The following is a 20,106-nucleotide window of genomic DNA, read 5'->3' on the forward strand; positions in this document are numbered from 1 at the left end:
ATTTCCTACCTTCTAAATAAGTTCTTTTATATTATCCTTTCCCTTAAAACGACTTTTAATGAGTAAATATTGCTCCATCTCATAAACAAGTTGAACAAGTTTTGCACGTATTTCAAATTCTTTTCGCGAGACTGGTAAAGGCATTTCTCTAAATAATTCTCGCATTTCTTGAAGTTGTCTTAACGAAATGACCCCTGTACTTTCAGGTCGAATAGAATTCCCTATATTTTCAATTACGTCTGCAATCATATCAGCTTGTTCATACGTCCAAGATAGTGATGCAGCTAATGGTATCATGCGCTCCAAAATTTCAAATTGTTGCATACGCATATCAAAATACCGATAATAATAGTCATCTTCACGCATAAATTCATTCTCAAGTTTTTTAAATGATAAATCTTTCGCTTCTTTCAGCATCATTTCTGTTTCAATTAATTCGGCCCCACTCCAATTACTATCTCGATTCCGTAAATAAACGACCATTTCAAACAAAATCGTTCTGAAATGCTCTTCTATTTTTCCTTGATACTCTTTCAGTTTATTCTCACTGCTTGGCATGTACATGTTTACTAATAAAGCGACACTAATTCCAATCGTTAATATAGCAATTTCATTACCAACTATAGACCATGTAATTTGCTTTAATGAATACAGATGCATAACGATAACCGAACTCGTGACGATCCCTTCTTGAATTTTGCACATAACTGCAGTTGGAATAAAGGTAAGCAGTAATACGCTAATCGCTAGTGGTGTATAACCAATCGTTTCAAAAATACAAAACGCAAATACCATCGATAATACACAAGCTAAAAAACGGTGCAACGATACTTGAACGGATTTTCGTTTCGTATTTTGCACACATAAAATGACTAAAATACCAGCTGAACTATAAAATTCTAATCCTAATAACTGAGCAATAAAAACTGCCGCTCCCGTTCCAAGCGCTGTTTTCACTGTTCTATATCCAATTTTAAACATATCATTACTCCTATATGTATAAATGTATTTAAAAATAGTATAAAAAAAGGATGACGCAATGTCATCCTTTTCTACCTATTATTCACGTACCCTTCACATATTACAATATCTTTTGCAAAAATTCTTTTGCACGGTCACTTTTTGGTGCTGTAAAAAACTCTTCCGGATTACTATCTTCTACGAGCTTTCCACCATCTAAAAAGAGAACACGGTCTGCTACTTCTTTTGCAAATCCCATTTCATGTGTAACGATTGCCATCGTCATTCCTGTCGTAACTAATGATTTCATAACTTCTAACACTTCTTTCACCATTTCTGGATCTAGCGCAGAGGTAGGTTCATCAAATAACATAACTTCCGGTTCCATCGCTAACGCTCTTGCAATTGCTACACGTTGCTTTTGTCCTCCTGAAAGACGATTTGGATATGCATCTTTCTTATCTAATAACCCCACTTTTTCTAGAAGTTTCTCAGCTTTTTTTTCAGCTTCTTGCTTCGTTACTTCTTTTACATTGATAGGAGCATACGTAATATTTTCTAATACAGTCATATGAGGGAATAAGTGAAAATGTTGAAATACCATTCCGACATTTTCACGAACGTGCATAATATTTGTTTTCGGATTCGTTACTTCTTCCGTTCCAATCCAAATGTGACCATCTGTCGGCGCTTCTAATACATTCATACAGCGTAAAAACGTTGACTTTCCAGATCCAGACGGTCCAATAATTGCAACAACCTCTCCTTTCTCAATCGTTGTTGTAATTCCTTTTAATACTTCATTTTTCCCAAATGATTTATGAAGGTTGTCAATTTTAATCACTTTTCTTCATTCTCCCTTCAATGGCTTTCCCGACTAATGTAAGAATAATTACTAATATATAATAAATAAGTCCAACAAAAAGTAATGGCTCAAGATATTTAAATGTTTCACCACCTACAATATAAGCACGGCGCATTAAATCAGTCGCTCCTATTACGGTTACTACAGCCGACTCTTTCGTAAGTGTCGCAAACTCATTCACAAGTGCTGGTAATATATTTTTTAAAGCTTGAGGAAAAATAATATTTCTCATCATTTTACTGTACGGAATACCTAAAGCCATTGCTGCTTCTGTTTGTCCTTTATCGACTGCTTGAATGCCGGCACGAATTACTTCTGACATATATGCACCTGAATTTAAGCTAAATGCAAGTACAGCTGCTAAAAAGGCCGGTATCTCATAACCCATCATTTGCGGAACACCGAAATAAATAATCATTAATTGTAATACTAGCGGTGTGCCACGAAATATTGACGTATAAATATCTGCTGCAATATTTAATACTCGTATTCTAGCAATTTTGCAAAGTGCTAATAACGTTCCTAAAATAAATCCTACCACAGCTGATGCAGCTACAATTTTCAATGTAACTTCTAATCCCTTTAATATATATGGTATTGAAGGCGTAATTGCCGAAAAATCTAGATTCATCCTTTTCATTCCCCTCACAGAAAAGTGAAAGGCAGCTTATTTTCCGCTACCAAACCATTTCTTCACTAATTTATCCATTTCTCCATTTTCTTGCATTTTCTTAATTACTTTATTAAATTCTTCTGTTTTATCACTATTTTTCGGAAGAGCAATTGCTGCACCTACTTCTTCTGGTGCTTCTTGAATTTCAATTCCTTGTAGTTCTTTCATTTTTTCTAAATAATTTTTTGCAACTGTGTCTTCTATAATTGCAGCGTCAAAACGACCAGCTTTAATTTCTTGTACGATTTCTGGTATACGGTCACGTCCCTCAGCTTTGAAATCGACTTGTTTCTGAAATTCTTTTGCCTTTTCTTCTTGAATTGATCCTGTTTGTACTCCTACTTTTTTCCCTTTTAAATCTTCTAACGATTTAATATTAGAGCCCTTTTTTGAAACGATCATATTTTTTGCAACAAAATATATATCTGTGAAATCAGCATTATTTTTACGCTCTGCAGTTGGCGTCATACCCGCCATAACGAAATCAACTTTTCCTGAATTAAGAGATGCTAATAATCCGCCGAAATCCATGTCTTTCACTTTCACTTCGTATCCAAGTTCTTTTCCGATATATTTGGCAATATCAACATCAAAGCCGATAATTTCATCACTTTTTGAAGCTTCTACGTATTCATACGGTTTATAGTCTGCTGAAGTCCCCATAACGAGTACTTTTTTATTTTTTCCAGTAGCCTTTTCTTCCCCATTACTACAAGCACTGAATATACTTACAATTAAAATAAGTGCAAACGATATTGATAACAACTTCTTCATCTTTATTCCCCCTAATAATGTATATTTAAAAGTTTAATAGAATATTTATTCGATGTTTGTATTGTATCAGCACTTTCATTTTTATGCAATATTTAAAATAAAAATAAATAAAAAAACAGCATTAAAGCTGTTGTCAATGCATGAAAACATGCATAAAACAACAACTTCCTGCATGTTTAATTATTTTAAAAACTAAATAAAAAAGGCGGTACATCCACTTCATTGTGGACGTACCGCCTTTTCGCTTATATTTATAGTTCTTCACAATTCTCTTCGAAATAAGATTGTAGTTTTGCAATAACTTGCATTGGTTCATGACCTTCAATTTCATGACGTTCTACCATCGTTACAATTTTTCCATCTTTCAATAACGCAAATGATGGAGATGAAGGTGGATATCCTTCAAAATATTCACGAGCTGTTGCTGTTGCTTCTTTATCTTGACCCGCAAATACCGTTACAAGGTGGTTAGGGCGTTTATCATAATGTACGGAATGTGCAGCAGCAGGACGAGCAATGCCACCTGCACAACCACATACAGAGTTTACCATTACAAGTGTTGTACCATTTCTTTTAAATGCTTCTTCGACTGCTTCTGGTGTCGTCAATTCTGTATATCCCGCAGAGACAATCTCTTCACGCGCTTGACGGACAACATCATTCATAAAAAAGTTAAAGTTAATCAATCTTTTCCCTCCTCTAATTCTACCTATTTGTATCTTACCAGTTAATGTTTATGAAATACAAGTAAGTTTACTTGTATTTAGGCATAGAAAAGGTGTTAGAGCCCTTGCTCTAACACCTTTTTTTAATGGCCACGATGCTTTTGCTTTGCTTTTTGTACTTTAATTAAACGTCTTCTTTGTTTTTCAGCTTCTCGCTTCTCTTTAGACTGCACTTTCTTTTCTTGTTTATACAATTCATAAGATAAACTAATCGCTTCTTGTGCCTTAGTAAAACGTTTTACATTTACTTCTTTTGCCGCTTGTCGTATGGTACGTTTTATATTTTTGGGACGCTGTTTTTCTTTCACTTCCACACCGCATTTTGCAACGTGCTGGAAATATGCTAACATTAGACCATTCACAAATATAAGTACTTCTTCATCTGAAGGTTCCATTCCAAAAATATACCTTGCTCCATACAATTTTCCTTTTTCTTTATGCGTAATAATTCCTACGAAAAATTGACCATCGTGATATACTGTCAAATCCATTGACAGCCCCTCCTTTAAAAAAATTAGAAATACTGGACATCCCGGAGGGGAAGGTTACTGACATGAAATCATGCGTCTGGACTACCGACCAGAACTGTGTTTTTGTATCTCTTTCATTATATATTATATCTTATTTCCCATAATTTTTATATATTCACCAATCATTTTTTTATGCGATCCTACAATATAGTCAGGTAGTTCTGTTAGTGGGAAGAATGTAAGCTGAACCGCTTCTTCTTTATTCATAACAAAATTCCCTTCGTATTCATCGGTATAATAGGCTGTCGTTACGGATTGAAACTCATCACCGTTTGTTAATTTTGAAAAATAGTTCGCTCCAGAAAATACATTGATTAATCGGAGGTTCTTTACTTCTATTCCTGTCTCTTCATATACTTCACGGTAAGCTGTTTCTTCTGGTGATTCACCAAGCTCCATTAGCCCGCCAGGCAACCCCCATTTTCCGTAAGGCTCTGTTCTTTGCTGTAATAATACATATCCACTTTCATTTATAACGAGTACAACAGCACCAACTAAAATTAAAGGGCGATGACCAACTACTTTTCGTAATTCCTCTACATATCCCATGGAAACACCTCCCATTTTTTCGTTGTCCACACTATTGTATCATATGTATGAAACGACAAAATGCGTATATTTTTCATTTTTTTAACAAAATATTTATTTTATGCGCTTCATCTACTGTAGCTAACATAATGGATTCGACTTCTGCACTCTTCTCTAGAAATTCTCTCGCCCACTCTTCTGTTTTTCCTACTAAAGCGAGAACGTCCTGCTGAATTCTTCCATCCTTCACTAAAATAAAAGCAACTGGAGATTTTTTCCCCGCCACTTTAAGATCAAGCCGAGAAACTGCTTCATATTCTGGATACTGAAATATAGAAACAACACCACTTGCTTCCCATAATGCTAATTTAATCGTTTGAATATCGCTCACATTTCGCATGCGAAGTTCCGAAAATAAATATTCCGCCGTAATTCTCGCCTTTTTCAAATTGCTAAAATCAATGGCACCATTGTGTATAAGAATAATAGGTGCAGGCTCTAAAAAGCGTCTCCATCTATCCCATTTCAACATTAAAACAGAGCTTATAATATGAAGTACAACTAGTATAAAAGTTGTAATCATTGAACCGAGTAATCCGACCTTTTCATCAGATAGCGCATTAGAAATATTACCACCAAGTAATAACACTAATACAACATCTAAAAAGCGAAGTTGTGCGATGGATCTTTGTCCCATCGATTTCGCAACTAATATTAAAAATGTGTACGCTATAATAGCTCGAACAACCCATTCACCGTTAGAAAGATGCCGTGCTCCTTCAAAAATATGCATATGCATCACTTTGCACTCCTTACATCCCAAACTGCTAGTCTGTTTTAGTTTGCAACGTTTAGGAGCATATATGTAAAAAAGCTGGTTCGTTTAAAAACGAACCAGCTTTTTTACTTAACTGAAAACATATATTTTTTATACGTTTTCCGTACCGATAATATGAGCCCCATCATAATCATATTCGAGAATAAGGAACTTCCCCCATACGATAAGAAAGGTAATGCAATCCCTTTTACAGGCATTAATCCAACGATCATACCAATATTTTGGAATATTTGAACCGTTAGTATTCCTATTGATCCAGCACATAATAATGTACCAAATAAATTATCAGCAGAATAACCGATAATAATTGTTCGATATAGTAGTAACAGGAACAAGAACACAACTAACGCCGCTACTATAAATCCACCTTCTTCGGCAATTGTAGCGAAAATAAAGTCAGTGTGTTTCTCTGGAATATAGACGTTCCCTTCACCAAATCCTTTCCCTTCCATACCTCCACTACCTACAGCTAAAATCGATTGCTGTGTTTGATAGCCTTCATTTGCATTCTCAAATGGATTTAGCCAACCTATAATACGTGATTGTTGGTGAGGTTTTAACAAAGTAACTAATTTATTAAAGAAGAAATCTGGATATTTTACAAATATAAATATTAATGTAGACAATATGGTCACCGGAATGACTGTACATAACGCAATTAATTTCTTTTGAATTCCTGACATAAATAAAATACATGCGATAGCTGCTGCATATAAGAACACCATCCCTGTATCCGGTTGGCTATATACAACGGCCATAGGCGGGAGGGATACTAGCATAATTTTACCTACTAATTGTAAATCCGTTTGGAATGTCCTTGCCATATACTGTGCATTATGTTTCACTGCTATACTTGCTACTACGAGAAGCAATGCGATTTTGAAAAACTCGGATGGCTGAATTTGTCCAAGTACTGGAAAAACGAACCACCTTTTTGCCCCTAACTTTTCAGGTGTGAAACCTGATGGTGGTAATACTTTCAAAAGAATAAGTGAAGCAAACCCAGCAATATAAAGCGGCCAAGACAATTTTTGCAACTGATCTAAGTCGATGCTAGCAACAAGAAGTAACAATACAACCCCAATTATGTAGTTAACTCCCTGCTTCATAGCAAAGTTTGCATCTCCATACTGTCCGGTTTGCTGACTGCTATATATAGCAGTTATACTTATAACACAAAATGCACACAAAATTAAAATTAATTTTACATCTAAACTTTTTAGAAACTCGGTACTTCTTTTCATGACATCCTCCTGAAACATTGTTACAGCAAAATAAAAAACCAGGAGTCAACATTCTTCATGTTTTGACGACTGATTACACATTATCTATAAAACACTTATATAGAATAACTCTCTTTTTCATACAATACAATATATTATACTACAGTTTCGTCAGTAAGATTTGCCAAAAAAATTATTCTTTTCTTATTTTATATCTATATACCATATATCAGCAATGTATTTTCGTAAATTTCTAATACATACTCGTTCATTGTAAGATTGCTGGGAAAAGTGTTGTACATATAGTAGGATGCAAATGAAGAAATAAGATGATAAAAAGCTCGCATAAGCGAGCTTTTTATTAATATACAGATGTATTATTTTCTGACGTATTTTCTAGAATTTCTTTTACACGTCCTAAGAACTTACCACAAATTAGGCCATCTAGTACACGGTGGTCAAGTGATAAACATAAGTTAACCATGTCGCGAGCACCGAACATACCGTTATCCATAATTACTGGGCGTTTTACAATTGATTCAACTTGTAAAATAGCCGCTTGTGGGTAATTAATAATACCCATAGATTGAACAGAACCGAATGATCCTGTGTTATTAATTGTAAATGTTCCGCCTTGCATTTCGTCCGCTTTTAACGATTTCGTACGTACTTTTCCTGCAAGCTCTGTAATTTCACGAGCGATACCTTTAATCGTCTTCTCATCCGCGTGTTTAATTACTGGTACAAATAGTTCGTCCTCTGTTGCAACAGCGATAGAAAGGTTAATATCTTTCTTCTGAACGATCTTATCGCCAGCCCACATTGAATTGATTTGAGGATACTCTTTTAACGCTTGCGCTACTGCTTTTACGAAGAAAGCAAAGAACGTTAAATTAAAGCCTTCGCGCTTTTTGAAATCACCTTTAATTGAATTACGGTATGACACAAGGTTTGTCACATCTACTTCAATCATCATCCAAGCATGTGGCGCTTCGTGTTTACTACGTAACATGTTCGCTGCAATTGCTTTACGCACACCTGTTACTGGAATTTCGATATCGCCAGGCATTGTTGGTACAGAAACTGGTTTTACAGCTTCTACTTTTTGTGCTACTGGCGCTGCTTTTGGTGCTTCTGGACGCGCTTCTACTACTGCTGCTACCGCTTCCTCTTTCTTCGCACCTGCTTGCGGAATATTTCCAGATTCCACCAGCTTTAAAATATCTTTACGAGTGATACGGCCATTTGCTCCCGTACCTTCTACTAAATCTAAATCAACATTATGCTCACCTGCAAGTTTTAAAACAGCTGGTGAAAAACGTGGTTTTCCATCAGTTGGTTGTTTTGCTTTCGGTGCTTTTTCAGGCGTAGCTACTTCTGCCTTTGGTTCTTCTTTTGTTTTTTCCTCAACAGCTGTCGCTGCTACTTCATCTGCGCCTTCTACTTGAATAACACAAACTACTTCACCTACAGCTAACGTCTCACCTTCACCAGCGATTAATTCTTTCACAATACCAGTGAAAGAAGATGGCACTTCAGCATTTACTTTATCAGTCATTACTTCTGCAAGCGGATCATACTTGTTTACGTGATCGCCAACATTAACGAGCCATTTACTAATTGTACCCTCTGTAACGCTCTCCCCGAGCTGAGGCATTGTGATATTTTCTACAGCCATGTATAGTCCCCCCGATTAAAATTCCGCAAGTTCACGCATTGCTTTTTCAACTTTATCTGGATTTACCATAAAGAATTTTTCCATTGTTGGTGCATATGGCATTGCTGGAACATCTGGACCTGCAAGACGTGCGATTGGCGCATCTAAATCAAACAGACAGTTTTCAGCGATAATAGCTGCCACTTCACTTATAATACTTCCTTCTTTATTGTCTTCTGTTACAAGAAGAACTTTACCTGTTTTAGAAGCCGCTTCAATAATTGCTTCTTTATCTAACGGATATACCGTTCTTAAATCAAGAATGTGTGCAGAGATTCCATCTTGTGCTAACTTTTCAGCTGCTTGAAGAGCAAAGTGAACACATAATCCGTAAGTGATAACAGTAATATCATCACCTTCGCGTTTTACATCTGCTTTTCCGATTGGTAATACATAGTCATCTTCTGGCACTTCACCTTTAATTAAGCGATATGCACGCTTATGCTCAAAGAATAATACTGGATCTTCATCACGAATTGCAGCTTTTAATAAGCCTTTTGCATCATATGGTGTAGAAGGGATAACAATTTTTAAACCTGGTTGGTTTGCAAACATCGCTTCTACAGATTGTGAATGATACAATGCACCGTGAACACCGCCGCCAAATGGCGCACGAATTGTAACTGGACAAGTCCAATCGTTATTAGAACGATAACGAATTTTTGCTGCCTCAGAAACAATTTGGTTTACTGCTGGCATGATGAAATCAGCAAACTGCATTTCAGCGATTGGACGCATACCATACATTGCCGCACCAATTGCTACCCCAGCAATTGCAGATTCTGCAAGCGGTGCATCAAGCGCACGATCTTCACCAAATTGATCATACAAACCGTGTGTCGCTTTAAACACGCCACCTTTTTTACCAACATCTTCTCCTAAAACGAATACTTTCTCATCGCGTTCCATTTCTTCGCGCATTGCTAATGTAATAGCATCAATATAAGACATTACAGCCATGAAACGTTCCCCCCTATTCTGCGTATACGTGCTTCAATGCATCTTCAGGTGCTGCATACGGAGCATTTTCTGCATATTCTGTTGCTTCATTTACGATATGCATAATTTCGTCTAACATTTGTTTTTCAAATTCCTCAGTTAACACGCCAGCTTCTTTTAAATAAGCTGCAAATGTTATAATTGAATCTTTTTTCTTTGCTTCTTCTACTTCTTCTTTATCACGATAAACACGATCATCGTCGTCACTAGAATGTGCTGTTAAACGATATGATACTGTTTCAATTAAAGTTGGGCCTTCACCACGACGGCCGCGGTCTGCTGCCTCTTTTACAGCTTTATATACTGCAAGCGGATCGTTTCCGTCTATTGTATATCCAGGCATACCGTAACCAATTGCACGGTCTGATACGTTTTTACATGCTAATTGTTTTTCAACTGGAATAGAGATTGCGTATTTATTATTTTCACACATGAAAATAACAGGTAGTTTGTGTACACCAGCAAAGTTTGCTCCTTCATGGAAGTCACCTTGGTTTGAAGAGCCTTCTCCGAATGTAACGAACGTTACTAAATCTTTCTTCTCCATTTTTCCAGCTAGTGCAATACCAACTGCATGTGGTACTTGCGTTGTTACTGGTGATGAGCCTGTAACAATACGATTTTTCTTTTGACCGAAGTGACCAGGCATTTGACGACCACCAGAGTTTGGATCTCCAGCTTTTGCGAAAGCAGACAACATAAGCTCTTTAGCTGTCATACCAAACGCTAGTACAACACCCATATCCCGGTAGTATGGTAATGCATAATCTTTCTCTCTATCAAGAGCGAACGCCGCTCCAACTTGTGCAGCCTCTTGTCCTTGACAAGAAATTACGAATGGAATTTTACCTGCACGGTTTAATAACCACATACGTTCGTCAATTTTACGTGCAAGTAACATCGTACGGAACATTTCTAATACTTGCTCATCACTTAAGCCAAGCTCTTCATGGCGCTTTTCTTTTACTTCTGCCATTTTTCATAACCTCCTAAATCCACATTTTTATGCGTGTAACGCTCTTCCATCTACAGCAAGTGCAGCTTCACCAATCGCCTCAGATAATGATGGATGCGGATGAATTGTATGTGCTACTTCCCAAGGTGTTGCATCAAGTACTCTTGCAAGACCAGCTTCAGAAATCATATCTGTTACATGTGGTCCGATCATATGAACACCGAGAATGTCATTTGTTTCTTCATCAACTACAAGTTTTACAAAACCGTCTGATTCTCCGTATACAAGTGCCTTTCCGATTGCACGGAATGAGAACTTACCTACTTTTAACTTATAGCCTTTTTCTTTTGCTTCTTGTTCTGTTAAGCCGACAGAAGCAACTTCTGGACTACTATATACGCATTTTGATACCATAGAATAATCAATTGGTGCAACTTCTTTACCAGCGATATGTTCTACTGCAACAATTCCTTCATGAGAAGCAACGTGAGCAAGTTGCAAGCCACCGATTACATCTCCAATTGCGTAAATATGAGATTCCTTCGTTTGATAAAACTCATTTGTTTGAATGTATCCTTTTTCCACAACAATATCTGTGTTCTCTAAGCCCATATTTTGCGTATTCGCTTGTCTTCCTACAGATACAAGCATTTTTTCTGCTTTAAATGCTTTGTTCTCACCGTTATGTTCAGCTTGAATTGTTACTCCATTATCTTTTACCAATGTTTCTGGTAATACTTTTGCACCAGTTACCACTTTAATACCTTTTTTCTTGAATAGACGTTGCATTTCTTTTGAAACGTCATTATCTTCTAGTGGTAATATGTTTTTCGCATATTCTAATACAGTAACTTCTACACCGAAGTCAGCAAGCATAGATGCCCACTCAATACCAATTACACCGCCACCAACGATAATGATTGAGCTAGGAAGCGTTTCCATTTTTAGGGCATGATCCGAAGACATTACATACTCTCCGTCTAACTCTAATCCTGGTAATGAATTTGGACGAGAACCTGTTGCAACAAGTACATTTTTTGGAATTAACATTTCATTCTCTTCTCCACTTGCAAGTTCAACTGAAATTGTACCTGGCATTGGAGAGAAAATAGATGGGCCAAGAATACGGCCAATACCTTCAAACACATCAATTTTACCTTGTTTCATTAAATGCTGAACGCCTTTATGAAGCTGCGTTACAATCTTCTCTTTACGCTCTTGTACTTTAGCAAAGTTTAGTTCTACATTACTTGCAATAACTCCGAACTCTTCTCCTTTTTTAGCAGTTGCGTATACTTCCGCACTACGTAAAAGAGCTTTACTAGGAATACATCCTTTGTGCAAACAAGTACCACCAAGATTTTCTTTTTCAACAAGTGCAGTTTTTAACCCTAGTTGTGATGCACGAATAGCAGCAACATATCCACCAGTACCGCCGCCAACGATGACTAAATCATATTCTCTTGCCATTATCTCAACCCCTAGCTACTGTTTGTTTTTCTCGTACAATATATTCTTTTGGAGCTTCTTCTTCACGTAATACACGAAGTGCTCCTTCTGCTAACGCTTGTAATTCATCTTCTCCTGGATGTACGATAACATCTGCAATCCAGTGAACACGTTCTTTTATTTCATCGACAAGAATTTTACTGTACGCAAGTCCACCAGTTAATACGATTGCATCGATTTTCCCGTGAAGTACAGCACTAGCTCCGCCAATCTCTTTTGCAACTTGATACGCCATTGCTTTATAAATAAGAGTTGCTTCAGGATCACCTTTTTCAACCATTTGTTCTACTTTAATTGCATCGTTTGTACCGATAAGACTTACAAGTCCACCTTGTCCGACAAGTTTTTTAACCATTTCGTCTCGGTAATACTCACCAGAAAAACACATTTCAACTAATTGTCCTACTGGTACTGTACCAGCACGCTCTGGACTAAATGGTCCTTCTCCGTTTAAGCCATTATTAACATCGATAACTTTTCCTTTTTTATGAGCACCAACTGTAATACCACCGCCCATATGTGTAACTAATAAATTTAAATCCTCATATTTGTGATTTAATTCATCTGCCACTTTACGAGCAACTGCTTTTTGATTTAATGCATGGAAGATACTTTTGCGTTCCATACCAGCAATACCACTTATACGAGCAATTGGCTCCATCTCATCTACAACGACAGGATCCACAATGAATGCAGGAATGTTTAATCCAGAAGCGATTTCATATGCTAAAATGCCTCCAAGGTTTGAAGCGTGATGACCGCTAAACCCATTTTTTAAATCTTCTAACATCGCATCGTTTACTGTATACGTACCGCCTTCGATTGGACGAAGTAATCCACCACGCCCACAAACAGCGTTTAATTTTGAAATGTTAATACCATGAGAATGTAGAACTTCTAAAATCGTTTCTTTACGAAACTCATATTGGTCGATAATTCGCTTATATTTTCCAATCTGTTCTACGTCATGACGAATAGTTTCTTCTAGAACGGGTCTTTCATTATCAAAAACACCAATCTTTGTGGATGTACTACCTGGGTTAATAACAAGAATTCGATTTACAGACAATGTTGCTACCTCCACTAATAAATTTAAAAGGAAGTGGAAACCTCATAAGAGGTAACCACACCTTTTGTAAAAGTTATATATGAATGATTAGCGACGGCTAATAATGTCGTGACCGTTGCGTAAGTATGTGCTACGAGAGTTTTTCAAGCTTGCAATGCGCTCTTCAGCTAGACGATCTGCTGCTACATAAGTTGCTATGCCATCGCGTTTTGAAATTTCGATTACTTTTGCAATTGTGTCATAAATAGACTCAACACGTTTTAATGCACGTTCTCTATTGTATCCATATAATTCGTCTGCTACGTTAATTACGCCACCTGCATTAATAACATAGTCTGGTGCGTATACAATACCCATTTCATGAATAAGGTCGCCGTGACGATCTTCTTTTAATTGGTTATTTGCAGAACCAGCGATTACTTTTGCTTTAAGTTGTGGAATAGTTTCATCATTAACTGTTGCGCCTAATGCACATGGTGCGTAAATATCACATTCAACACCGTAAATTTCATTTGGCTCAACTGCTGTTGCACCGAATTCTTCTACTGCACGTTGTACAGCTTCTTTATTAATATCTGTAACGATTAATTTTGCTCCTTCAGCGTGTAAATGTTTGCATAGGTGATACGCTACGTTACCAACACCTTGAATAGAAATTACTCTTCCTTCTAGGTTATCTGTACCAAATGCTTCTTTTGCAGCTGCTTTCATACCACGGTAAACACCGTATGCAGTTACTGGAGATGGGTTACCAGAAGAACCGAATGATGGTGAAATCCCTGTTACAAAATCAGTTTCCTCATGGATAATATCCATATCATCTACTGTTGTACCAACATCTTCAGCTGTAATGTAACGTCCGTTTAGTCCTTGAATGTAGCGTCCTAATGCACGGAACATCGCTTCGCTTTTATCTTTACGTGGATCACCGATAATTACTGTTTTTGCACCACCTAAGTTTAAACCAGCTGCTGCATTTTTGTATGTCATCCCTTTTGCAAGACGCAATGCATCTTCAATCGCCGCTTCTTCAGAATCATATGTCCACATTCTTGTTCCACCAAGAGCTGGTCCAAGTGTTGTATCATGGATTGCAATGATTGCTTTTAAACCAGATTCTTTATCTTGACAAAATACCACTTGCTCATAATCATATTTTTCTAAGTATTCGAAGATTTCTAATGTCATTGTCGTTTCCCCCTAATTGTTTTACCCTATTTGGTTTATTTTGAAGCAGTCGCAACTGCCAATGCTAATGAATATACTTTTGTTTCTGCTGAATCAGCACGTGATGTTAAAACAATCGGTGCTTTAGCGCCAGCAATCATCGCTCCTACCTTTGCATTTGCAAAATAGACGAGTGATTTATATAGCACATTTCCAGCTTCAATCGTTGGGACGAGTAAAATGTCTGCCTTACCTGCTACATCACTTACTATGCCTTTATGTTCTGCTGCAATTTGTGATACTGCATTATCTAAAGCAAGTGGTCCATCAACGACACAATTTTTAATTTGTCCGCGGCGATTCATTTGAGTTAACATCGCTGCATCAATTGTCGCTTGCATCGCAGGATTAACAACCTCTACCGCTGCAATTGGCGCTACCTTTGGCAAATCAATTCCTATTGCCTTGGCAACTTCTACAGTATTTTGTATAATAGCAGCTTTTTGTGTTACATCAGGTGCAATGTTCATCGCTGCGTCTGTAACAAAAATAAGACGATCGTAATTTGGAACTTCAAACGCTGCAACATGTGAAAGCACGCTGCCCTTACGAAGTCCCCACTCTTTATTTAATACAGCTTTCAAAATATTTGCTGTTGGGATGTTCCCCTTCATTAGCACATCTGCTTCGCCATTGCTTACAGATTTAACAGAAAGTTCTGCAGCCTCAGCACTTGACGCTGCTGCAATCACTTCAATATGTTCTGAAGTTTGTAACCCATGCTCTTGTAGCATCCCTATTATTTTCTCTTGATTTCCATATAGACGAAATTGAGCTAGCTGTAACTTGATTGCTTTCGCTACAGCTTCAATTACTTCATGATCTTCAGCTACTGCTACAGCCACAGTTTTTTTAGGCTGTCCTGCTGCTTGATCAATTAAGTGTTCTAACTTCATATTTTGTAATCAACCCTTTCCGTCGTCCCTCGTCTATTCATTAAGCAAATACCGTGCCAACTTTCAAAAGTGGTCTTACCAATAATGAAAACGCATTCAAAATGCAGTGAAATCAATACTTTGGAAAACAACGAAATATTCTGTCTCGTTTTGTCGCTTTTTGTATACCACGCAATAAATTGCACGGTACGCAATTTATTGCGTGCTATTTTTTGCACAGTTATACTTTTCTAGCTTGTAATATAAGTTTCGAACTGAAATTCCTAACGCTTTTGCAGTCTTCGTTTTGTTCCCATCAAATTTCTCTAAATATTCACGGATAATATTCCCCTCAAATTCTGTCACTAGGTGTTCAAGGGCCTTCTCTTCTAATTCAGGTAATAAATTATTTTGTTTCGTCTCTACTTGTTCTTCTTTATGTAAAGGCGGTAAATGATGTACATCAATATATATTTCGTTATAATTCATAAAGATAATAGCTCGTCCTAAAATATTTTCAAGTTCCCTAACATTCCCTGGCCATTCATATGATTGTAAATACGAAACGGCTGAATCGGTGAGTCCTTCTACATTACGACCATAATCTTGATTAATTTTTTGAATTAACCTTTCTGCAATCGCTGGTATATCTCCTTTACGCTGACGAAGGGAAGGAATTTGAATCGGGATTTTATTTAAACGATAATATAAGTCCTCTCTGAACTCTCCTTCTAGAATGCCCTTTTCTAAATTCACATGCGTTGCTGCAATTACCCGGACATTAATAGGTATCGCTTTCGTTCCCCCTACTTTCACAATTTCTTTTTCTTGTAGCACACGAAGGAGCTTCGCTTGCGTATTTGCAGATAACTCTCCGATTTCATCTAAAAAAATACTTCCATTATTCGCTTCTTCAAAGAATCCTCGTTTCCCGCCTCTTTTCGCTCCAGAAAACGCGCCTTCCTCATAACCGAATAATTCACTTTCTAATAAGGTCTCAGAAATAGCAGCACAGTTTACTCGTACAAACTTATTGTATTTTCGATTACTACTGTTATGAATAGCGTGTGCAAATAACTCTTTCCCCGTACCAGATTCCCCTCTAAGTAATACTGTTGCCGGTGTATTCGCTCCAAGTTTTGCTTGTTCAATAGCTGCCGTCGTTTCATCTGAATCACCAACAATATCATCAAATGAATATTTTGCTTCTAACGTTCGAATAATTTGTCTTGCCCTATTCAATTCATTTGTTAACTTTTGAATTTCTGATACATCGCGAATTACCCCGACGCTCCCTTTCAATATTCCATCGACAATAACCGGTGCTACGTTTACAATTACATCTCGCTTTTTTTGCCCAATCTTCATATGTATTCCTCGTACCGCTCGGCGCGTCCGAAGTACTTTCATATGCATACTTTCACCTTCCACAATATCAGTTGTAGCCGGCTTCCCAATAATTTCTTCTTCAGTCAAACCCGTTAACTTCGTATAAGCAGGGTTTATAACTAGTCCTCTTCCTTTCTCATCAACAACCGAAATTGCTTCCTCAGATGAGTTAATAATCGCCTCAAGTAGCGTTTGAATTTCTTTTAAGTCTGTAACTTCTTCCGCTAAATCTACAACTTCTGTAATGTCTTTAAAAATCGCAAATGCCCCTTGAACCTCTCCACCTTCTTTTAATATCGGAATACGCGTTGTAATAATCTTTTTTTCATTCTCTAACGTCAGTTCATGATTCACTTCTATTTTTTTCGTGCGTATAATACGAAGCAACTTACTCGTTGGAATAACTTCTAAAATATATTTCCCTATTGCTTCCTCTTTTTTATATCCAGTAATACGCTCTGCGCTTTTATTAAACAGACGAACTTGTCCCTCTTGGTCTATAACAATCATACCGTCATGCGTTGAATTTAAAATTAAATTCCCTTGTTGCGTCTGTTCTTCTAGCTTTCCAATTAAGCTTTCCTTCTCATGCGCTAGTCTCGTAACAATTTTTGCAATATCCCCTGGTATAAGAAGGGTGTCTTTATGCTTGCTTCCCAATAAAACTTTATGTAAATCATAATCACCTGTCATATCAAACATTACATCAATATGCATAGAAAGAAACGGAGTTACACTATCACCAATCGGAACCCCATATTCCTTTGCGATTTGTAATCCTTTCGCAATTGGATTACTATCAATAACTCCTATAATTTGAAATATATTCGAATTTTGCAACAGACTCAGCAGTGTACTCCCACCTTCACCTGCTCCAACAATTAACACATTTTGTTTCATACATTACACTTCCTCTCGAAGTATCTCTGCAAAATTTTTCACATTCTTATCTTACTCGTTCAGCAACCTCTTGACAAACCCCCATTCCATATAACATCATTAAAATACACAAAATAATCTGAAAAGGAGCGTTATGTATGCAGCGTTACCTCGCTCTATTATTAGCACTCATCCCCATTTCATTAGCCGTGCTTGGTATTAAACTAATGAGAGATACTGTATTTGGGATTTTGTTCTCCCCAATCCCTATATTATGGTTACAATTTTTAATCGGCGCTCTTTGCTTCGCACTCGGGTTTTATATCTTCGGCGGCTTCGTCTTACACAGAGATCGTAAGAGAAATAAAGTACAAGCACGCTTCAGAAGATAAAACAAAGTTTTCACATATCATAAATAAAAAATGAGACCATTATATTAGGTCTCATTTTTTTATCGGTAATAAAGTTCTTGCTGTTTCAGGATAATCAGTAATAATCGCTGATATATTCATATCAAAATATTTACGCATAAGCGTTTCTTCATTTATCGTGTAAGGACGAACCTCCACACCACTTCCCATCGTTAATTCAGCGATAGCATCTTGAAGATAACGATAATTCGGATGTACTGCAGTAGCACCCATCTTTTTTGCATATGCCCACGGGCTATGCAAACCTTCACGATACAAAATAGCTGTTTGAATATCAGGAGCCATCATATGACATCGCTTCATACTGTAGTGATTAAAAGAAGAAAACACAATCCGATCCTCTAGACTAAACTTACGTACAAGTGTTATAACCTCTTCTTCTAAACCTCTGTATGGGATTTTATTATTTTTCAGTTCAATATTGAGTAGCAATTTCGTTTTTGCGAGCCATTCTAACACCTCTTCTAGAAGAGGTATTTTGCAAAAACCTACTTTGTCACCGAATTTATAACTCGCATCCAACTTACATAAATCCTCATATAAATAATTTCGAACCGCACCTTTTCCATTTGTTGTCCGATCCACCGTTTCATCATGAATAACGACAACTTTTCCATCTTTCGTGAATTGAACATCGAGTTCAATTCCATCTGCCCCGAAAGCCTCTGCTGCTTCAAATGAAATCATTGTATTTTCCGGATACGTTCCCGCCGCACCACGATGCGCAAATATAAGAGTCATCCTCACTCCCCCAATCTTATGCTATACTATACGAAAAAGGAGGTACTTCTATGAGACCATTACAAATTTCTCCAGACACTGCAGTCCGCCTATCAAAAGCGTTAGGTGTTCCACTTGAACAACTTATGCATATGCCACAGCATATTTTAATCCAAAAGTTAGTTGAATTAGAAAAACAAAATAAAGACGAAGAATAATATAGTCCTGTTTTGCAGGGCTTTTTATTATTATCTATTATATCATGGATGACTTCCCCGCTAAAATCTAATCCATTTACAGTTTTAAGAAACTCCTCATATTCACTCGGTAAGTCAACATTAAAATTCTCTTTCACACGTTCTCTTAATTTACCAATTTCAGTATCCGTTGCGGGTGTATTCAGTTTATCATTAAAACTTCTCTCTACCTTTTCAATTTCTAAAATCAGATTTTTCCACATATAAAAACCTCTTTCTAAATTTATTTATTCTCCTTTAGGATAGATGTTGTATTTTGGTATAGGCCAGCTTATGTCTGCACTATCTCCATCTTGTAAGTGTCTAGTTCATGTACATTAAAAAAGCTTATGCAAGTTATACATAAGCTTTTTATTCATGATTAGATATTTTTCAAATCCTACGCCTTAAAGTAAGTCTTAAAAAGATTAAATATAATAGTCAGGATTTTCATTCATTTTAATTAAAAATCCCTCTAACGAATCCGCTATCTTTGTTGAACCATAATATATAGGACATTGAGCTAATTCATTTGCCTGCTTAAATTTTAACGTTAAAAAGCTTGATTCATTAATTTCAAAGAAAGCTAATGATTCTTCATCATCAATATAATCATATCTAGGGTTTTCTTCATACACATCTTGTCTAAGTCTTAAATCCGCAACGGATTCAGGGTCCATTAGACGGTTAACAAAGTACTCAGAATTACTTTTCACAAAACCACTACCGACATTTTTATAAAAATATCTTAGTTCCTTTGGGAATTTAAATCCTATCATTCCTTCAGCCTCTTGTATTTCATCATCATATATTTTTAAAAATACGGTTTCATATTTATCTAAAACTTGTTCTGCTTCAGTTCTATCAAATGATACCTTTTCCAAATTTGTGAAATTAAACATAAATATTACCCTCCATAGCTGTATTAGATGTAAATGTGTATTTACCACGTTCCCTTAAATATTTAATATACGTCCGAATATG

21 protein-coding genes and 1 pseudogene are annotated in these 20,106 nt (G+C 36.7%); 2 read left to right on the plus strand and 20 right to left on the minus strand.

What is annotated here, in order from left to right:
• Positions 1–12: 12 nt before the first annotated feature.
• The 17 genes from CQ058_RS10100 to CQ058_RS10195 form a co-directional block, all read right to left on the minus strand.
• Positions 13–981, minus strand: a complete 969-nt coding sequence (locus tag CQ058_RS10100) for an aromatic acid exporter family protein (RefSeq protein ID WP_105589670.1) — start codon at positions 979–981, stop codon at positions 13–15.
• 100 nt (positions 982–1,081) lie between these two features.
• Positions 1,082–1,804 carry an amino acid ABC transporter ATP-binding protein gene (locus CQ058_RS10105; RefSeq protein ID WP_002088545.1) on the minus strand — a complete coding sequence of 241 codons (723 nt, stop codon included), beginning with the start codon at positions 1,802–1,804 and terminating at the stop codon, positions 1,082–1,084.
• Positions 1,797–2,456, minus strand: coding sequence for an amino acid ABC transporter permease (locus CQ058_RS10110; protein ID WP_002067073.1), 660 nt, complete (start codon positions 2,454–2,456; stop codon positions 1,797–1,799). Before CQ058_RS10110 ends, CQ058_RS10105 begins: the two co-directional genes overlap by 8 nt.
• 36 nt (positions 2,457–2,492) lie before the next feature.
• Positions 2,493–3,272 (minus strand): transporter substrate-binding domain-containing protein, encoded by a 780-nt coding sequence (locus CQ058_RS10115; protein WP_002129023.1) that lies wholly within the window; start codon positions 3,270–3,272, stop codon positions 2,493–2,495.
• 251 nt (positions 3,273–3,523) lie between these two features.
• Positions 3,524–3,937: a BrxA/BrxB family bacilliredoxin gene (locus CQ058_RS10125; protein ID WP_002008492.1), complete on the minus strand. Its 414-nt coding sequence runs from the start codon at positions 3,935–3,937 to the stop codon at positions 3,524–3,526.
• Positions 3,938–4,080: 143 nt separating this feature from the next.
• Positions 4,081–4,488: a YjdF family protein gene (locus CQ058_RS10130; RefSeq protein ID WP_002190636.1), complete on the minus strand. Its 408-nt coding sequence runs from the start codon at positions 4,486–4,488 to the stop codon at positions 4,081–4,083.
• A 123-nt stretch (positions 4,489–4,611) separates the two neighbouring features.
• A complete protein-coding gene (locus tag CQ058_RS10135) occupies positions 4,612–5,076 on the minus strand; it encodes an NUDIX hydrolase (protein WP_002190637.1) in 465 nt (154 codons plus the stop codon).
• 73 nt (positions 5,077–5,149) lie between these two features.
• Complete coding sequence (locus CQ058_RS10140; protein ID WP_002190638.1) at positions 5,150–5,854, minus strand: DUF421 domain-containing protein; 705 nt, start codon at positions 5,852–5,854, stop codon at positions 5,150–5,152.
• Between the two features lie 104 nt (positions 5,855–5,958).
• The gene (locus tag CQ058_RS10145; protein ID WP_002129028.1) at positions 5,959–7,137 is read right to left on the minus strand and encodes an FtsW/RodA/SpoVE family cell cycle protein; all 1,179 of its coding nucleotides are present in this window, start codon (positions 7,135–7,137) and stop codon (positions 5,959–5,961) included.
• A gap of 340 nt (positions 7,138–7,477) precedes the next feature.
• Complete coding sequence (locus CQ058_RS10155; protein WP_002184993.1) at positions 7,478–8,794, minus strand: dihydrolipoamide acetyltransferase family protein; 1,317 nt, start codon at positions 8,792–8,794, stop codon at positions 7,478–7,480.
• Positions 8,795–8,809: 15 nt separating this feature from the next.
• Positions 8,810–9,793, minus strand: a complete 984-nt coding sequence (gene bfmBAB / locus CQ058_RS10160; RefSeq protein ID WP_000290070.1) for a 3-methyl-2-oxobutanoate dehydrogenase subunit beta — start codon at positions 9,791–9,793, stop codon at positions 8,810–8,812.
• Positions 9,794–9,806: 13 nt separating this feature from the next.
• Positions 9,807–10,808 (minus strand): 3-methyl-2-oxobutanoate dehydrogenase subunit alpha, encoded by a 1,002-nt coding sequence (gene bfmBAA, locus CQ058_RS10165; protein ID WP_000852549.1) that lies wholly within the window; start codon positions 10,806–10,808, stop codon positions 9,807–9,809.
• A gap of 27 nt (positions 10,809–10,835) precedes the next feature.
• The gene (gene lpdA, locus CQ058_RS10170) at positions 10,836–12,257 is read right to left on the minus strand and encodes a dihydrolipoyl dehydrogenase (RefSeq protein WP_002015090.1); all 1,422 of its coding nucleotides are present in this window, start codon (positions 12,255–12,257) and stop codon (positions 10,836–10,838) included.
• Positions 12,258–12,261: 4 nt separating this feature from the next.
• Positions 12,262–13,365 carry a butyrate kinase gene (buk, locus tag CQ058_RS10175; RefSeq protein ID WP_002088555.1) on the minus strand — a complete coding sequence of 368 codons (1,104 nt, stop codon included), beginning with the start codon at positions 13,363–13,365 and terminating at the stop codon, positions 12,262–12,264.
• Positions 13,366–13,452: 87 nt separating this feature from the next.
• Positions 13,453–14,553: a leucine dehydrogenase gene (locus tag CQ058_RS10180; RefSeq protein WP_002015088.1), complete on the minus strand. Its 1,101-nt coding sequence runs from the start codon at positions 14,551–14,553 to the stop codon at positions 13,453–13,455.
• Between the two features lie 35 nt (positions 14,554–14,588).
• Complete coding sequence (gene yqiS, locus CQ058_RS10185) at positions 14,589–15,488, minus strand: phosphate butyryltransferase (protein ID WP_002190640.1); 900 nt, start codon at positions 15,486–15,488, stop codon at positions 14,589–14,591.
• 195 nt (positions 15,489–15,683) lie between these two features.
• Positions 15,684–17,756, minus strand: a complete 2,073-nt coding sequence (locus CQ058_RS10195; protein WP_105589672.1) for a sigma 54-interacting transcriptional regulator — start codon at positions 17,754–17,756, stop codon at positions 15,684–15,686.
• Between the two features lie 137 nt (positions 17,757–17,893).
• Between CQ058_RS10195 and CQ058_RS10200 the strand changes: the two genes are divergently transcribed.
• The gene (locus CQ058_RS10200) at positions 17,894–18,127 is read left to right on the plus strand and encodes a DUF2627 domain-containing protein (protein WP_001190193.1); all 234 of its coding nucleotides are present in this window, start codon (positions 17,894–17,896) and stop codon (positions 18,125–18,127) included.
• A 51-nt stretch (positions 18,128–18,178) separates the two neighbouring features.
• Here CQ058_RS10200 and CQ058_RS10205 read toward each other — a convergent pair whose 3' ends face one another.
• The gene (locus tag CQ058_RS10205; RefSeq protein ID WP_002033957.1) at positions 18,179–18,907 is read right to left on the minus strand and encodes a glycerophosphodiester phosphodiesterase; all 729 of its coding nucleotides are present in this window, start codon (positions 18,905–18,907) and stop codon (positions 18,179–18,181) included.
• Between the two features lie 50 nt (positions 18,908–18,957).
• Here CQ058_RS10205 and CQ058_RS10210 point away from each other — a divergent pair, with 50 nt between their 5' ends.
• Positions 18,958–19,104: a YycC family protein gene (locus CQ058_RS10210; RefSeq protein WP_001247671.1), complete on the plus strand. Its 147-nt coding sequence runs from the start codon at positions 18,958–18,960 to the stop codon at positions 19,102–19,104.
• Positions 19,105–19,142: 38 nt separating this feature from the next.
• On the opposite strand, the pseudogene CQ058_RS10215 reads toward CQ058_RS10210, so the two are convergent.
• Both CQ058_RS10215 and CQ058_RS10225 read right to left on the minus strand, forming a co-directional pair.
• Positions 19,143–19,346: pseudogene (locus CQ058_RS10215) on the minus strand (YrhA family protein); the annotation flags it as partial.
• Between the two features lie 204 nt (positions 19,347–19,550).
• Positions 19,551–20,024 carry an SMI1/KNR4 family protein gene (locus CQ058_RS10225; protein WP_002190644.1) on the minus strand — a complete coding sequence of 158 codons (474 nt, stop codon included), beginning with the start codon at positions 20,022–20,024 and terminating at the stop codon, positions 19,551–19,553.
• Between the last annotated feature and the right edge of the window lie 82 nt (positions 20,025–20,106).

Origin of the sequence: Bacillus sp. MYb56 (assembly GCF_002976445.1) — a bacterium.
GTDB lineage: Bacteria > Bacillota > Bacilli > Bacillales > Bacillaceae_G > Bacillus_A > Bacillus_A mycoides.

Excerpts from the sequence above, each read along its gene's own strand:
- bfmBAB (WP_000290070.1), bottom strand. The coding sequence starts at position 9,793 with ATGGCTGTAATGTCTTATATTGATGCTATTACATTAGCAATGCGCGAA.
- CQ058_RS10195 (WP_105589672.1), bottom strand. The coding sequence starts at position 17,756 with ATGAAACAAAATGTGTTAATTGTTGGAGCAGGTGAAGGTGGGAGTACA.
- lpdA (WP_002015090.1), bottom strand. The coding sequence starts at position 12,257 with ATGGCAAGAGAATATGATTTAGTCATCGTTGGCGGCGGTACTGGTGGA.
- CQ058_RS10125 (WP_002008492.1), bottom strand. The coding sequence starts at position 3,937 with ATGAATGATGTTGTCCGTCAAGCGCGTGAAGAGATTGTCTCTGCGGGA.
- bfmBAA (WP_000852549.1), bottom strand. The coding sequence starts at position 10,808 with ATGGCAGAAGTAAAAGAAAAGCGCCATGAAGAGCTTGGCTTAAGTGAT.
- CQ058_RS10225 (WP_002190644.1), bottom strand. The coding sequence starts at position 20,024 with ATGTTTAATTTCACAAATTTGGAAAAGGTATCATTTGATAGAACTGAA.
- CQ058_RS10205 (WP_002033957.1), bottom strand. The coding sequence starts at position 18,907 with ATGACTCTTATATTTGCGCATCGTGGTGCGGCGGGAACGTATCCGGAA.
- CQ058_RS10130 (WP_002190636.1), bottom strand. The coding sequence starts at position 4,488 with ATGGATTTGACAGTATATCACGATGGTCAATTTTTCGTAGGAATTATT.
- CQ058_RS10100 (WP_105589670.1), bottom strand. The coding sequence starts at position 981 with ATGTTTAAAATTGGATATAGAACAGTGAAAACAGCGCTTGGAACGGGA.
- CQ058_RS10110 (WP_002067073.1), bottom strand. The coding sequence starts at position 2,456 with ATGAATCTAGATTTTTCGGCAATTACGCCTTCAATACCATATATATTA.
- CQ058_RS10210 (WP_001247671.1), top strand. The coding sequence starts at position 18,958 with ATGAGACCATTACAAATTTCTCCAGACACTGCAGTCCGCCTATCAAAA.
- CQ058_RS10115 (WP_002129023.1), bottom strand. The coding sequence starts at position 3,272 with ATGAAGAAGTTGTTATCAATATCGTTTGCACTTATTTTAATTGTAAGT.
- CQ058_RS10140 (WP_002190638.1), bottom strand. The coding sequence starts at position 5,854 with ATGCATATGCATATTTTTGAAGGAGCACGGCATCTTTCTAACGGTGAA.
- CQ058_RS10180 (WP_002015088.1), bottom strand. The coding sequence starts at position 14,553 with ATGACATTAGAAATCTTCGAATACTTAGAAAAATATGATTATGAGCAA.
- yqiS (WP_002190640.1), bottom strand. The coding sequence starts at position 15,488 with ATGAAGTTAGAACACTTAATTGATCAAGCAGCAGGACAGCCTAAAAAA.
- CQ058_RS10155 (WP_002184993.1), bottom strand. The coding sequence starts at position 8,794 with ATGGCTGTAGAAAATATCACAATGCCTCAGCTCGGGGAGAGCGTTACA.
- CQ058_RS10145 (WP_002129028.1), bottom strand. The coding sequence starts at position 7,137 with ATGAAAAGAAGTACCGAGTTTCTAAAAAGTTTAGATGTAAAATTAATT.
- CQ058_RS10135 (WP_002190637.1), bottom strand. The coding sequence starts at position 5,076 with ATGGGATATGTAGAGGAATTACGAAAAGTAGTTGGTCATCGCCCTTTA.
- CQ058_RS10200 (WP_001190193.1), top strand. The coding sequence starts at position 17,894 with ATGCAGCGTTACCTCGCTCTATTATTAGCACTCATCCCCATTTCATTA.